This window comes from Pseudonocardia sp. TMWB2A (assembly GCF_017312135.1).
Genome location: NZ_QKQY01000002.1, coordinates 396,179 through 409,969 on the forward strand (window position 1 = coordinate 396,179; position 13,791 = coordinate 409,969).

13 protein-coding genes are annotated in these 13,791 nt (G+C 75.8%); 12 read left to right on the top strand and 1 reads right to left on the bottom strand.

Annotation, left to right across the window (positions count from 1 at the left end; all coding sequences use genetic code 11):
- Positions 1-414 precede the first annotated feature (414 nt).
- The 12 genes from DMP17_RS16195 (at position 415) to DMP17_RS16250 (ending at position 13,315) form a co-directional block, all read left to right on the top strand.
- A complete protein-coding gene (locus DMP17_RS16195; RefSeq protein WP_337829948.1) occupies positions 415-1,365 on the top strand; it encodes a tetratricopeptide repeat protein in 951 nt (316 codons plus the stop codon).
- Between the two features lie 118 nt (positions 1,366-1,483).
- On the top strand, positions 1,484-2,221 hold the full coding sequence (locus DMP17_RS16200) for an SDR family NAD(P)-dependent oxidoreductase (protein ID WP_337832693.1): 738 nt from the start codon (positions 1,484-1,486) through the stop codon (positions 2,219-2,221).
- A gap of 23 nt (positions 2,222-2,244) precedes the next feature.
- On the top strand, positions 2,245-3,051 hold the full coding sequence (locus tag DMP17_RS16205; RefSeq protein WP_226356203.1) for an enoyl-CoA hydratase/isomerase family protein: 807 nt from the start codon (positions 2,245-2,247) through the stop codon (positions 3,049-3,051).
- Positions 3,052-3,104: 53 nt separating this feature from the next.
- The gene (locus tag DMP17_RS16210) at positions 3,105-5,972 is read left to right on the top strand and encodes an FAD-binding and (Fe-S)-binding domain-containing protein (protein WP_337829949.1); all 2,868 of its coding nucleotides are present in this window, start codon (positions 3,105-3,107) and stop codon (positions 5,970-5,972) included.
- 262 nt (positions 5,973-6,234) lie between these two features.
- Positions 6,235-6,639, top strand: a complete 405-nt coding sequence (locus tag DMP17_RS16215) for a hypothetical protein (protein ID WP_337829950.1) — start codon at positions 6,235-6,237, stop codon at positions 6,637-6,639.
- A gap of 180 nt (positions 6,640-6,819) precedes the next feature.
- Entirely contained in the window at positions 6,820-8,322 is a 1,503-nt protein-coding gene (locus DMP17_RS16220) for an APC family permease (protein ID WP_226356200.1), read from the top strand.
- 47 nt (positions 8,323-8,369) lie between these two features.
- Positions 8,370-9,068, top strand: coding sequence for a response regulator transcription factor (locus DMP17_RS16225; protein ID WP_374203842.1), 699 nt, complete (start codon positions 8,370-8,372; stop codon positions 9,066-9,068).
- Positions 9,065-10,360, top strand: coding sequence for a sensor histidine kinase (locus DMP17_RS16230; protein WP_337829951.1), 1,296 nt, complete (start codon positions 9,065-9,067; stop codon positions 10,358-10,360). Before DMP17_RS16225 ends, DMP17_RS16230 begins: the two co-directional genes overlap by 4 nt.
- 84 nt (positions 10,361-10,444) lie before the next feature.
- The gene (locus tag DMP17_RS16235; protein ID WP_337829952.1) at positions 10,445-10,813 is read left to right on the top strand and encodes a hypothetical protein; all 369 of its coding nucleotides are present in this window, start codon (positions 10,445-10,447) and stop codon (positions 10,811-10,813) included.
- Positions 10,814-10,925: 112 nt separating this feature from the next.
- Positions 10,926-11,648: a hypothetical protein gene (locus DMP17_RS16240; protein WP_226356196.1), complete on the top strand. Its 723-nt coding sequence runs from the start codon at positions 10,926-10,928 to the stop codon at positions 11,646-11,648.
- Between the two features lie 66 nt (positions 11,649-11,714).
- Complete coding sequence (locus DMP17_RS16245; protein WP_178375307.1) at positions 11,715-12,590, top strand: NAD-dependent epimerase/dehydratase family protein; 876 nt, start codon at positions 11,715-11,717, stop codon at positions 12,588-12,590.
- 146 nt (positions 12,591-12,736) lie between these two features.
- Complete coding sequence (locus DMP17_RS16250) at positions 12,737-13,315, top strand: C40 family peptidase (protein ID WP_337829953.1); 579 nt, start codon at positions 12,737-12,739, stop codon at positions 13,313-13,315.
- Between the two features lie 19 nt (positions 13,316-13,334).
- On the opposite strand, the gene DMP17_RS16255 is transcribed toward DMP17_RS16250, so the two are convergent.
- Positions 13,335-13,739 carry an STAS domain-containing protein gene (locus DMP17_RS16255; RefSeq protein WP_226356195.1) on the bottom strand — a complete coding sequence of 135 codons (405 nt, stop codon included), beginning with the start codon at positions 13,737-13,739 and terminating at the stop codon, positions 13,335-13,337.
- Positions 13,740-13,791: the final 52 nt, after the last annotated feature.

The window sequence follows — 13,791 nt, forward strand, 5'->3', positions numbered from 1 at the left end:
ACCGGTGGCGGGGTCGGCGCCGGTGTCTGGACGCCTCACCGCCCCTGCGTCGTCCGCGACCTCACCATCGGTGTGGTCGGCGTCCCCCTGCCTCGACACGAGGCCCCCTCTCCGCACGGCGTGCGCGCGATTGTCGAGCCCCCGGACACCGCACTCCAGGCACCGCGACGGACGTGCACCCGTCCGAGGGCGTGGACCGCACGGCCGGGTGACTCCGTCTGGACGGGCCCGCCGGCCTCGGACCGTCGGTGCACCTCCTGCGACGCACGGTGATCGGCAAGGGTGGCCTTCGCCTCGGATGCTCGTCCGGGGCGCGCGATACCGCCGGTTACAGGTACGTTCGGTCACGATTCAGTGGGCCGTCCGGGTGAGTCCGGGCTGTTCGTCGCGGTGAGGAGGGGAGGTCGGGTGTCCGTGGCCGACCGGAGAGTGACCGTCCCGCACCACGGTGCGGAGCGGTCGACGACGACCGCCGACCCCCTGCGCGAGGCCCTGCGCTCCCGTCACGACCGCGCCGCGACCGACGTGCGCGCCGCGGGACGCAGCGGCGACATGCCCGCGCTGCTGGACGCGACCCGTCGCGTCCAGCAGGTCCTCACCACCGCCCGTCGCGACCTCGGCCCGGACGACGCCGACACGCTCGTCGCCGAGGGGAGCCTCGCCGTCGCGCTGCTGCTGGGCTACGACCGCACCGGCGGGCTGGAGATCGCCACCCGCAACCTCGCCGCCCGCGAGACGCTGCTGGGCCCGGACCACCCGGCGTCGCTCGCGGCCGCCGACGCCCTGGCCGCGGCCCACCGGGTGACCGGCGACGCCGAGGAGGCGGTCCGCCGGCACGAGGACGTGATCACCCGGCGTGCGCGGGTGCTCGGCGGGACCCATCCCTGCACGATCGCGTCCCGGGCCGCGCTGGCGCTCGCCCGTGCCGACACCGGCGACCTGCGCGGCGCGGCCGGGCTGCTCGCCGCGACGCTCGAGGTCGCCGAGCGGGTGCTCGGCACCGGGCACGCGGTGACCGACGACGTGCGGGAGCTGCTCACCGACTGCCGCGCCGCCGCCGACGCCACAGCCGACGCCACGGCGCCCACCGATGAGCCCGGCGTGCGACCGGACGCGGAGCCCATCGCCGGGCGGCCCGACGGGGAACCCGCCGACGGGCCCGAGCCGCCCACGGGCGTCCTGCCGCGGATGCGCCCGCCGTCCGGGGAGCCCGAGCCCCCGACCGGCGTCCTCCCGCAGATGCGCCGCCCGCCCCGGGACGCCGAGCCCGCGACCGGGGTCCTCCCCCGGACCCCCGACCCCCGCGAGGAGACCCTCCCGCTGTTCTTCGACCGGCCCTCCGGCCCGCTGCCCGTGGTGCGCTGACCCGGCCCGGCGCCACGGACCCGCCGGCGGAGATTGACCATGGGGGCCGGTGTCGTCATCGTGGGCGGGGTCCGACACCGGTGTCGGCGACCAGGAGGTGGACCGGCCCGTGGGCAGGATGGACGACCGGACGGTGCTCGTCACCGGGGCCGGGCGCGGCATCGGCCGTGCCACCGCGCTGCGGCTCGCCGGGGAGGGCGCCCGGGTCGCGGTGACCGACCTCGACGGCGACACCGCCGCCGCGACCGCCGCGGAGCTGGGCGGGGCCGGGACCGCGTACGCCCTCGACGTCGCCGACCCCGACGCCGTGCACGACACCGTCGAGCGGGTCCGCGGCGACCTCGGCCGGATCGATGTGTTGATCAACAACGCCGGCTGGGACAAGGTCGGCGCGTTCGTCGACTCCGACCCGGCCGACTGGGACCGGATCGTGCGGATCAACCTGTTCGGGGTGCTGCACACCGCGCACGCCGTCGTCCCGCACCTGATCGCGCAGGGCTCCGGGACGGTGGTGAACCTCGCCTCCGAGGCGGGCCGCGTCGGGTCCAGCGGCGAGGCGGTCTACTCCGCCGCCAAGGGCGGGGTCATCGCGTTCACCAAGACCCTCGCCCGCGAGGTCGCCCGGCACGGCGTCAACGTCAACTGCGTGTGCCCCGGGCCCACCGACACCGCGCTGTTCGCCGACGTCGTCGAGGGGAACGACCGGCTGCGCGCCGCCCTGGTGAAGGCGATCCCGTTCCGCCGCCTGGCCCGCCCCGAGGACGTCGCCGCCACCGTCGCCTTCCTCGCCTCCCCCGACGCCGACTACCTCACCGGGCAGACCGTCAGCGTCAGCGGCGGCCTGTCCATGCTCTGACCGCAGCCCCCGGGAGGACCCCCATGACCCTCGACCCGAGCACCTACACCCAGCTGCGGTTCGAGCGCCGCGACGACGGCGTCCTGCTCATCACCATCGACAACCCGGCGAAGTACAACGCCGCCGACGAGGTCCTGCACGGCGAGCTCGCGCGGGTCTGGCGGGACGTGTCGTCCGACGCCGCCACCCGGGTCGCAGTGATCACCGGGGCCGGGCGTGCGTTCTCCGCGGGCGGGGACCTCGGCATGGTCGAGCGGATGGCCGGCGACCACGAGCGCGTCGCACACATGCTCCGGGAGATGTCCGAGCTGGTCTGGAACATCATCGACTGCGAGAAGCCGGTCGTGTCGGCGATCAACGGGGTCGCCGTGGGGGCCGGGGTGGTCGTCGCGCTGCTCGCCGACATCGCGATCGCCGCCGAGGACGCGAAGCTGGGCGACGGCCACGTGAAGCTCGGCGTCGCCGCCGGGGACCACGCCGCGATCATCTGGCCGCTGCTGGCCGGGATGGCGAAGGCCCGCTACTACCTGCTGACCGGCGAGATGGTCACCGGCGCCGAGGCCGAGCGGCTCGGGATGGTCGCCAAGGCGGTGCCGCGCGAGCAGGTCCTCGACGAGGCGCTGCGGGTCGCGCACGCCCTGGGCACCGGCTCCCAGCAGGCCATCCGGCTCACCAAGCGGGCGCTGAACTCGTGGCTGCGCAGCGCCGGACCGGCCTTCGAGCAGTCCGCCGCCTACGAGATGTTGACCTTCATGGGCCCCGACGTGGTGGAGGGCGCCGCCGCGCTGCGCGAGAAGCGTCCCCCGAACTTCCCCTCGGCACGGGGCTGAGCCTGGGGCAGGGTGGGTGCACGCGCGTCCCACCACACGCCAGGAGCACCACCGTGACCCTCACCGGATCGCCCGCGGAGACACCGCCCACCGACCCGGCAGGCCGCCCGGCCCTGCACGCCCTGCACGACCGGCTCGCCGCCGCGGTCCGGCCCGCCGCCGTCGCCACCCGGGCGATCGACCGGCTCCGGATGGCGCACGACGCGTCGCACTTCGCCCGCACCCCGGCCGCGGTGGTGACTGCGTCGGGTGCCGCCGAGGTCGCCGCGCTGTTCCGCGCCGCGGGCGGGGTGCCGGTGACCTTCCGCTCCGGCGGGACGAGCCTGTCCGGCCAGGCCGTCACCGACGGCATCCTCGTCGACGTCCGCCGCCACTTCCGCGGCATCGAGATCGAGGGCGACGGCGCCCGGGTGCGGGTCGGGCCGGGCGCGACGGTGCGCTCGGTCAACACCCGCCTGGCCCGGTACGGCCGGATGCTCGGCCCGGACCCGGCCAGCGAGGTCGCCTGCACCCTCGGCGGGGTCGTCGCGAACAACTCCTCGGGCATGGCCTGCGGCACCGCCGCGAACAGCTACGCGCTGCTGGACTCCGTCGAGCTCGTCCTGCCCTCGGGCACCACGCTGGACACCGGTTCCCCCGGGGCCGACGACGAGCTGCGCGCCCGCGAGCCCCGCCTCTGGGCGGGTCTGGCGCGGCTGCGCGACCGGCTCCGCGGCGACGCGGCGCTGCGCACCGAGATCGAGCGTCAGTTCTCGCTGAAGAACACCATGGGCTACGGCCTGAACTCCTTCCTCGACCACCACGACCCGGTGCAGATCCTGGCCCGGCTGCTCGTCGGCTCGGAGGGGACGCTGGCGTTCCTCGCCTCGATCACCATGCGCACCGTGCCGGTGCTCGCCCACACCCGCACCGGGCTGCTGGTGTTCGACGACCTCGCCGCCGCCAACCGCGCACTGCCCGGCCTGGTGGACTCGGGCGCGGCGACGATCGAGCTGCTGGACGCGACGTCGCTGCGGGTCGGACAGGGCGATGCCGACGCCGACCCGCGGCTGCGGGCGCTGACCGTCGACGAGCACGCCGCGTTCCTCGTGGAGTACCGCGGGCACACCGTCGACGAGGTCACCCAGCTCGCCGGGGACGCCTCCGGGCTGATCTCGGGGCTGCCGCTGCGGGGCCCGCGGGAGCTGTCCGCGGACCCGGTCGCGAAGGCCGGGCTGTGGAAGCTGCGCAAGGCGCTCTACGCCAAGGTCGCGGGCGCCCGCCCGCCGGGCACCGCGGCGCTGCTGGAGGACGTCGCCGTCCCCGTCCCGGACCTGCTCGCGACCTGCGAGGGCCTGATCGCGCTGTTCGCGAAGCACGACTACGACCACGCCGTGATCTTCGGGCACGCCAAGGACGGCAACGTCCACTTCATGCTCACCGAGGACCTCGACGACTCGGGCACGGCGGGCGGCCGGGACCGCTTCGGCCGGTTCACCGACGACATGGTCGACCTCGTGCTGGCCCACGGCGGGACGCTCAAGGCCGAGCACGGCACCGGCCGGATGATGTCGCCGTTCGTCCGCCGCCAGTACGGCGACGAGCTCTACGAGGTCATGCAGGAGATCAAGCGGCTCTGCGACCCGCAGGGGATCCTCTCCCCCGGCGTCGTCCTCGACGACGACCCGACCGCGCACCTGGCCGGCCTCAAGTCCGCCCCGGCCGTCGAGTCCGAGGTGGACCGCTGCGTGGAGTGCGGGTTCTGCGAGCCGGTCTGCCCCAGCCGCGACCTGACCACCACCCCGCGCCAGCGGATCGTGCTGCGCCGCGAGATGGCCGCCGCCCGGGCCGCGGGCGACGAGGCCCTGCTCGCCGAGCTGGAGGCCGACTACGCCTACGACGGCGTCGACACCTGCGCCGTCGACGGCATGTGCGGCACCGCCTGCCCGGTCCTGATCAACACCGGTGACCTGGTGCGACGGCTGCGCGGCGAACGCGACCACGGCGCCGCGGGCGCGGGCTGGACCCTCGCGGCCAAGCACTGGGGCGCCACCACCCGGGCCGCCGGGCTGGCCCTCACCCTCGCGCGGGCCGTGCCCGGCGCCGCACCCGTCTCGGCGGCGCTGCGCCGGGTCGCCGACCCCGAGCAGGTCCCGCAGTGGAGCCCCGACCTGCCCCGCGGCGGCGGGAACCGGGTCCCCGGCGGGCTCGTGTGCACCGACGCCGACCTCGTCCTGTTCTCCTCCTGCACCGGCGCCATGTTCGGCTCGGCGGGCACCGGCGCGGGCGAGGCGTTCGCCCGGCTCTGCGCACGGGCGGGGCTGCGGGCGAGCGCGCCCGCCGGCCTGGGGTCGCTGTGCTGCGGCACGCCGTGGAAGTCCAAGGGGCTCGCCGACGGCGCCGCCGCGATGGCCGAGCGGGTCCTGCCCGCACTGTGGACGACGACCCGCGCCGGGGCGGTCCCGGTGGTGTCCGACGCGTCGTCGTGCACCGAGGGGCTGCGGGTGATGGTCGCGTCCGGCCCCGAGCGCTACCGCGGCCTGCGGGTCCTCGACGCCGTCGAGTTCACCGCCGACCGGATCCTGCCCGCGCTCACCGTGCCCGCCCGGCTGGCCCGGCTCGTGCTGCACCCGACCTGCTCGGCCACCCAGCTGGGCCTGCTCGACCCGCTGCGACGCCTGGCCGGGGCCGTCGCCGACGACGTCGTCGTCCCCGACTCGTGGAGCTGCTGCGGGTTCGCCGGGGACCGCGGGATGCTGCACCCGGAGCTGACCGCGGCGGCCACCGCCCCGCAGGCGTGGGAGCTCGCCGGGGTCGAGGCCGACGCCCACGCCTCCTGCAACCGGACCTGCGAGCTCGGCATGAGCCGGGCCACCGGCCGTGACTACGAGCACGTCCTGGAGGTGCTCGAACGCCTCACCCGGGTCCCGGGTCCCGCCTGACCGGTTGGCACGGCGTCCGGGGACCGGCCCGACGACGGTGGACGGGCTCGTCGCGCCGTGCCGGGCCGCCGTGCAGGGCCGGCGCGACCGACAGTGACGAGGATGGCGCGGTGCAACGTCACGTACGGGTGACGAAGATGAGCGATTTTCGTGATCCTGACGCGTCTTTTTCGGTCAAGTCCTTGTTTAGACCCCCCGGGACCGGGGATGAATGTCCGTGATGCGCGTTCCGTCGGGGGTGGCGCGCACCCGGAAGGAGTCCATGACCGTGACCGTGGTGACAGGTGGGTCCACGGCGAACGCCGTGATGGCGATCGTCCGGGTCGAGGCGCCCGCGGGCGTCGAGGCGGACGTCGTGGAGGCCGAGCTGACCCGTGCCCTGTACACGCACCGCAAGCGTCCGATGACCGTCGAGCTGTCCCTGGCCGACGGCACCGGCCCCTGGCCGCGGCGCGGACCCGCCCGGTACGCCTTCGTCGCCGTGCTGACCATGTCCGGGTGCTCCGAGCCGGAGCGGCTCGCCGCCCGCATCGAGAAGACGGCCCGCAAGGCGATCCGGCGCCGTTTCGGCCGTCCGGCCACCGCCGAGGTCCGCACCGGGATCTCCGGCGCCGAGGCGGGCGCCTACTGGTTCAGCGTGCGGGGCACGCCGCACCGGCAGGTCTGACGCCGCGGCGGGGTCGCGGCGTGAGACGCGACACCGCTGTTTCCGTTCGGGCGCGTCCGTGCCGCATCCTGTGTGCCGCCGCCGGCCCGGGCGGGAGCCGACGAGACGGGGAACGACCACCGTGCTGACCATCCTCACCGCCGAGAACGGCGGTTGACCGCCGCCGCACCGCCTCCCCTCGTGGAGGCCGGCCCGAAGGGGCTCCGCACCGGAGCGCTGGGCCTGTGGGGCAACACCGTCATCGGGCTCGGCGCCACCGCGCCCGCCTACAGCCTGGCCGCGACGCTCGGCTACGTCGTCCTCGCCGTCGGGGAGAAGGCGCCCGCGATGTTCCTCGTCGCGTTCGTGCCGATGCTGTTCGTCGCCGTCGCCTACCGCGAGCTGAACCGCGCGGTGCCCGACTGCGGGACGACGTTCACCTGGGGCACCAAGGCCTTCGGGCCGTGGGTCGGGTGGATGGGTGGCTGGGGCGTCGCGGTGTCGGCGATCATCGTGCTGGCCAACGTCGCCGAGATCGCCGCCGTGTACACCCTGCGCGCGCTCGGGTTCGTCACCGCCGCGGAGAACACGCTGGTCAAGGTCGGCGTCGGGGTGCTGTTCATCCTGGTCATGACCTGGGTCAGCCACCGCGGGATCGTGCTGTCCGAGCGGTTCCAGAACGCGCTGATCGTCTTCCAGATCGTGGTGCTCGCCGTGCTGGCCGCCGGGGCGCTGTGGCTCGTGTACTCCGGCGACGCCGGCCCGCAGGCCGTGCTGCCGAGCTGGAGCTGGTTCGACCCGACCGGGATCTCCGGCTCCGCCGCCGCGCAGGCGCTGATCCTCTGCATCTTCGTCTACTGGGGCTGGGACGCCTGCCTGGCCGTCGGCGAGGAGACCCGCGGCTCGACGAGCACCCCCGGCCGGGCCGCGCTGCTGGCCACGGTGATCCTGCTGGCGATCTACGTCGTCGTCGCCGTCGCGCTGCAGTCCTACGCCGGGTTCGGCGCGACCGGGATCGGGCTGGCGAACCCCGAGCACTCCGAGGACGTGCTCACCCTGCTCGGCGCCCCGATGGGCGGCACGGCGCTCACCGCGGTGCTGCTGCTGACCGTCGCGGTGTCGGCGGCGTCGTCGACCCAGACCACGATCCTGCCCACCGCGCGCGGCGCGCTGGCGATGGCCGTCTACGGGGCGGTCCCGCGCCGCTTCGGCAGCGTCCACCCCCGCTACGCGACGCCCGGGTTCGCCACCGTCGTCATGGGGCTGTCCGCGGTGGTGTTCTACCTGGTGCTGGGGCTGGTCAGCTCCGACGCGCTGCTCGACACCGTCGCCTCGCTCGGCCTGGCGGTGGCGTTCTACTACGGCATCACCGCCTTCGCCTGCGTCTGGTACTTCCGGCGCACCCTGCTCCGCTCGCCGCGTGACCTGCTGCTGCGCGGTCTGCTGCCGCTGCTCGGCGGGGTGGTGATGGTGTGGGCGTTCGTGCAGAGCTCGGTCGACATGCTCGACCCCGCCTACGGCGAGACCTCCTTCGGTCCGGTCGGCGGGGTGTTCGTGATCGGCGTCGGCATGATCGCGCTCGGGGTGCCGCTGATGCTGGCCTGCGCGGTGCGGCTGCGGCCGTTCTTCCGCGGCGAGACCCTCGACGAGGACACCCCGGTGCTCGTCCCGGAGACGGGTGAGCCGCCCTACGGCGGTTCCTAGGCCGCACGGGGTGCGGCGGCCCGGCCGGAGGGACGATGATCGGGCCGGTGAACGCCCGCATCCTGCTCGTCGAGGACGACCGCACGATCGGTGACGTCCTGCGCGGCAGCCTGACCGGGCACGGCTACGACGTCCGGTGGGAGCAGGCGGGCGGCCCGGCGCTCGCCGCGGCCGGGCACACCCCGTTCGACCTGGTCCTGCTCGACCTCGGGCTGCCCGACCTCGACGGCGTCGAGGTGTGCCGGCGGCTGCGCACGCTGCGCCCCGACGCGGTGCTGGTCGTGCTGACCGCCCGGACCGCGGAGATGGACGTGGTGCTGGGCCTGGAGGCCGGCGCCGACGACTACCTGACCAAGCCGGTGCGCCTGGCCGAGCTGCTCGCCCGGATCCGGGCGCACCTGCGGCGCGCCGGCGGCGACCGCACCGAGGACGTGCTGGAGGTCGGGGACCTGCGCGTCGACACCGGGGCGCGCCGCGCCACCGTCGCCGGGCGGGAGCTGGGCCTGCGCACCCGCGAGTTCGACCTGCTCGCCCGGCTCGCGACCGACCCGGGCTCCGCACTGAGCCGCGAGGTGCTGATGACCGACGTGTGGGACGCGCACTGGTTCGGCTCCACCAAGACCCTCGACGTGCACGTGGCCGCGGTGCGCCGCCACCTCGCCGCGCACGACGGCCCCCGGGTCCCGGTGATCACCACGCTGCGCGGGCACGGGTACCGCCTGGAGCTGCCCGGGGACGTCCGGTGAGACGCCGCATCGTGCGCCTCACCCTCGTCGCGGTCGGGGTGACGCTGGTGCTGTTCGGGGTCCCGCTGGCCGCCGGGCTGGAGCGCTACACCGTCACCCAGCAGCGCGAGTCGCTGCAGCGCATCGCGGACTTCGCCGCCCGCTCGGTCTACGACGACGTCGTCCACGACCGGGTCCCGGCCCGGCTGCCCGACGGCCGCGACGACGACACCGCCGTCGCGCTCTACGACGAGGACGGCGACCTCACCACCGGCGACGGCCCGCCGGAGGGCGACGAGGGCGTCGACCGGGTCCTGGACCGGGGACTGTCCTCCTCCCCGCCGGGGCAGCTCGTCGCGGTGTCCCCGGTGACCGACGGCGACGACGTCATCGGGGTGGTGCGCGCGGCCCGCCCGACCTCGGCGGTGTGGTCCTCGCTCGTGCCCCTGTACCTCGGCATGGTCGCGCTGGCCGGGCTGGTGCTGGTCGCGGTGTGGGCGCTCGCGATGCGCCTGGCCGCGCACCTGTCGGCGCCGCTGGAGTCGATGGCCCGCGACGCGGCCCGGCTCGGCGAGGGCGACTTCGGGGTCCGGCCCGCGCCCACCGGCATCGGGGAGCTCGACCGCGTCGGGTCCGCGCTCGGCCACACCGCGGGCCGGCTCGACGACCTGCTGGCCCGCGAGCGGGCGTTCTCCGCGGAGGCCTCGCACCAGCTGCGGACGCCGCTGACCGGGCTGCGGCTGCGGCTGGAGTCCGCGCTCGACGACCCGGCGCTGCTGCGGCCCGCGACCGTCGAGGACGGGCTGGCCTCGGTCGACCGGCTGGAACGCACCATCGACGAGCTGCTGCTGCTCGCCCGCGAACGCAGCCGTGACGCCGTACCGGTCGACCTCGCCCGGCTGTTCGACGAGGCGCAGGCCGAGTGGGGCGACCGGCTGTCCCGCGCCGGGCGGTCGTTCTCGGTGTCCCGCGACGGCGCCCTGCCCGACCCGCCCGCCTCCGCCGCGGCGGTCCGCCAGATCGTCGCCGCGCTGCTCGACAACGCCGTCCAGCACGGGGCCGGCGCGGTCACGCTGACCGCCCGGGAGTCCGGGCCGGACGCCGTGGCCGTCGACGTCGCCGACGAGGGGCCCGGGGTGGCCGAGGAGGACCTGTCGGGCAGCGACGGCCGGCGCGGCCTCGGGGTCGCGCTCGCCCGGCGCCTCGCCGAGGCCGAGGGAGGACGGCTCACCGCACGCCGGTCGCCGTCGGTGGTCACCCTGCTGCTGCCGCTGGAACCGGTCCGGAAGGGCCGATCGATTACCTCCTCCTAACCTCCACCTCATCCCCCGTGACACACGGGCTCCCTACCGTCGGTACCGGACGTGATCGACGACGGCCGGTACCGGGAGGCCCGCATGACCACGACGCCCGACCAGCAGATCCGCGACGCGCTCACCGCCGACCCGGTCCTGCGGACCCTCGGGTTCGACCACCGAAGCGTCGGGTCCGCGCCCCCACCCGCCGGGCCGGGCATCGTGCTCGGCTGGTCGGGGCAGTGGGCGGCGTCGGGTTCGGCGGCGCTCGGCACGGTGGTCGTCGACGTCGTCGGCGTCGACGGACGCTCCCGCACGGCGGTGCTGGCCCGGGTCGAGGTCGTGCTGTCCGGGCTGCGCGACGGCCCCGTGCGACGGGTCGGGGCCGGGTCCCCCGCGGACGGTGTCACCGTGCTCGCCGGCACCGGCGAGCCCGCCGGCCGGACCGCGGCCGGCGCGACCGTCGGGTAGCGACCGGTCACCGCCCCCATCCGGTGACGGGCCCGGCGGAACGGACACGACGGCGTATCCGCCCTGGTGGGGGGCCGTCACGGCGATCTTGACCTCGCGTACGGTGCGGCCCATGGCTTCCGACACGAGCAGGCCCACGGACGGCAGCACGGCGACCGGTACCCCGGAGACCGACGACGCGGCTGGCTCCGTCGCGACGGACCGGGCGACCACGACCGGCTCCACCGGAACCGACTCCGCCACCACCGACACCCCTGACACCCCCGCCGCCGACACCACCGCGACCCCGGCCGACAGCGCGACGACCGGCACCGCGACGACCGGCACCGGCACGACCACGGGCGGCGCCGCGGCCGCCCCCGTACGGACCGGGTCCGGCACCGCGGCCGACACGACCTCCACCCCGGCCTCCGCCACGACCTCCGGCGGCGGCCTCGCCGGAGCGGGCGCCGTCGTCGCCGCGGGGCTCGGTCTCGCCTCGCTGACCGGCACCTCGGTCGGCGACATGCTGCGCGAGCGCGAGTCGCTCGTCGGGCAGATCCAGGCCGCGACCGGCAGCCCGGGCGACACCATCGAGTCCTTCTACGGCGCGCCCTGGGACGTCGCCGCCGTGGTCAACGGCGTCGTCGCGCTGGTCGCGGTCCTCGTCGGGCTCGTCCTGGTCCTCGGCCCGGCCGCCCGGCCCGCCGCGGGCGCCTGGGTCCGGCCGGTCGCCCTCGGCGGCCTGGTGCTCGGCGTCCTGGGGCTGCTGGTCTCCGGCGGCATGTACCTCGACCTGTTCGCCTCGACGCCGGTGCTCCCGCAGATGCCGGGCATCCCGGGCCTGGGCGGCTGACCCACCCGGTCCCCCGGCCGTGATCGGCGGCGGTTTCCCGCGCTCCCCCGCGGGAAGTCGCCGATCATGAGGATTCTCGTCACCGGAGCACTCGGAAAGGTCGGCGCGGCGACCGTCGCCGCCGCGAGAGCGGCGGGCCACGAGGTCACCGCGTCGGACCAGGCGCCGCCGTCCTACGGCCCCACGGACCCGGACGCGGCGCCCTACGTGCGCGCCGACCTGACCGACCTCGGACGGACGGTCGACCTGGTCGGCCGGGTCCGGCCCGACGCGGTCGTACACACCGCGGGCATCCCGGAACCGTTCCAGGACACCGAGGTCGCGGTGTTCGAGACCAACGTCGGGGCCCTGTTCCACGTCATCGAGGCCGTCCGCACGGTCGGTGTGCCGCGGCTGGTCGTGATGTCGAGCGAGACGGCACCGGGCTACATGACCGGTGACCCGGTGCAGCTGCCCGACCGCCTGCCCGTCGACGAGGAGCACCCCCTGCGCCCGCGGGAGGCGTACGCCCTGACCAAGGTGCTCGGCGAGCAGATGGTCGACGCGCTGGTACGGCGCACCGACAACGCGACGCCGGTGACCGCGGTGTCGATCCGGCCGTCGCTGGTCACCACCCCCGAGGTCTACGAGGGCTACGTCCGCCGCCTGCGCGAGGGCCCGGTCGAGCCCTCGTTCAACCAGTGGACCTTCGTCGACGCCGACGACCTCGGCGATCTCGTGGTGCGCGCCGCCACCGCCGACACCCCGGGCCACGAGGTCGTGTACGCCGCCCAGCCGGACAACGTCCTCGGCGAGCCCCTCGCCGACCTGGTGGCCGCGGCCTACGGCGACGACGCACCCCCGATCGGTGAGCTGGAGCGCCCCGACGCCGGAGCGCTGAGCATCGCGAAGGCCCGGCGGCTGTTCGGCTGGGAACCGCGCGCCGGTCTCGCCGCCCGCTGACCGCGGCGGTACCGACCGGGTCGCCCCGTTCACCCGCTCGATCGCTTCCGCTTCCGGTCGCCGCGGTCGGATCCCTAGGTTCGGCGCAGGTCACCGCCCGGTGGCCCCGTCGCACCCGCCGACCGCGGACGACCGGGAGGGACGCCGTGCCGCTTCGGTCCCCGTTCGTGACGACACTCGTCGCCGTGGTCCTGCTGCTCGTCACCGGCGGCGAGGCCGCGGCCGGGCCGGTGACGACGCCCGAGCAGCGGGCGGCCACCGCGGTCGAGGTCGCACTGCGCCAGATCGGGCTGCCGTTCGTGTGGGGCGGCAACGGGCCGGAGAACGGCGACCGCGGCTTCGACTGCTCCGGGCTGACCGCCTTCGCCTACGGCAAGGCCGGCGTCGTCCTGCCGCGGACCGCGCACGCCCAGTACCGCCGCGGCCCGCGGGTCCCCGCCGGGTCCGCGCTGCGCCCGGGTGACCTGGTGTTCTACGGCACCGTCGACAAGGTCCACCACGTCGGCCTGTTCGTCGGACAGGACCGGATGGTGAACGCCCCGACGTTCGGGCTGCCGGTGCAGACCTCCTGGTACCGGTGGCGCGGCGACGACTACCTCGGCGCGACCCGACCGTCGCAGGTCACCGACGGTGTCCCGGACCCGGCGGTCCGGGAGACGCCGGACCCGTCGATCCCGGACGAGCCCTGGTTCGACGCGCCCGCCGCGCCGCCGCTGCCCCGCTGAGTGCCCGGCCGGGGGCGGGTCAGGACGCGTCGGCGACCGGCGCGTCGACCGCGACCACCGTGAGGCCGGGCCCCCGGACCAGCCGCAGCGCGCGTGCCGCCGGCGCGGTCGGGTCCAGCACCACCACCAGGGAGGCGCCGGTGGCCCGGGCGCGGTCCGCGGCCGCGCGCAGCATCGCCACGCCGCGCAGCCCCAGGAAGCCCACCGCGTTCAGGTCCAGGACGACGCGGCCACCGGCGGCGGTGTCGACCGCGGCGAGGACCCGTGCCTCGACCGAGGGGCCGGTCGCGAGGTCGAGCTCGCCGGACACGCCGATGACGACGGTCGCGGCGCTGCCGTGTCCGACGTGGACCTGCGGCTCGGCGACGGCGGTGTCGGCGGCCGGGACGGGACGGGGACGAGGGGATGGCGAGGGCGCGGTCATGGGTCCGCCAGAGGAGAGGGTGGGGCCGGTCCCGGCCGGGGACGATCGGCCC